This is a genomic window from Neisseria sp. P0021.S007 (assembly GCF_051956855.1).
The window spans coordinates 1-514 of sequence record NZ_JBQCXA010001215.1 but is presented as its reverse complement, the minus strand read 5'-3'; the positions used below and the strand labels follow the sequence as shown (position 1 = coordinate 514).

Sequence of the window (514 nt, the reverse complement as noted above, 5' to 3'; positions counted from 1 at the left end):
TTGTTTAAGGGAAATAATTCGTCGGTATTGTACCGAATTCGGATAGAGTTTTCCATCTAATCCTGCATTTTAGCACAGATTATTCAGTAAAAACCTGTTGTTGTGCATATTAGCATAGCCTGATTTTAACCTACAAGCGGGAATTTGTTTTGTTACGTATTAACATTAACATTATTAAAAAAAGGGGCTGTACTAGATTAGCAGATATGTTACCCTCGAAATATGAAGATAACACACTGCAAATTAAAGAAAAAAAGTACAGAAAGAACTGCTTCGTTTTTTTGTACTCGAAGTTACCGCCCGTTCCGCTGCCGATATTTTGGGCATTCAGCCCAACTCCGCTATTCTGTTCTACTGCAAAATTCGTATGGTTATCCGCCATTATCTGGCCTTGGTTGCCGATGAGGTTTTTGAGGGCCCTGTCGAGTTGGACGAAAGCTATTTCGGCGGACGGCGTAAAGGCAGACGTGGTCGCGGTGCGGCAGGAAAAGTGGTTGTCTTCGGCATTCTGAAA

The 514-nt window shown here is 41.6% G+C and carries 1 pseudogene; it reads left to right on the top strand.

What is annotated here, in order from left to right:
* Positions 1–222: 222 nt before the first annotated feature.
* A pseudogene (locus tag ACTHUR_RS18370) lies at positions 223–514 on the top strand (IS1595 family transposase); the annotation flags it as partial.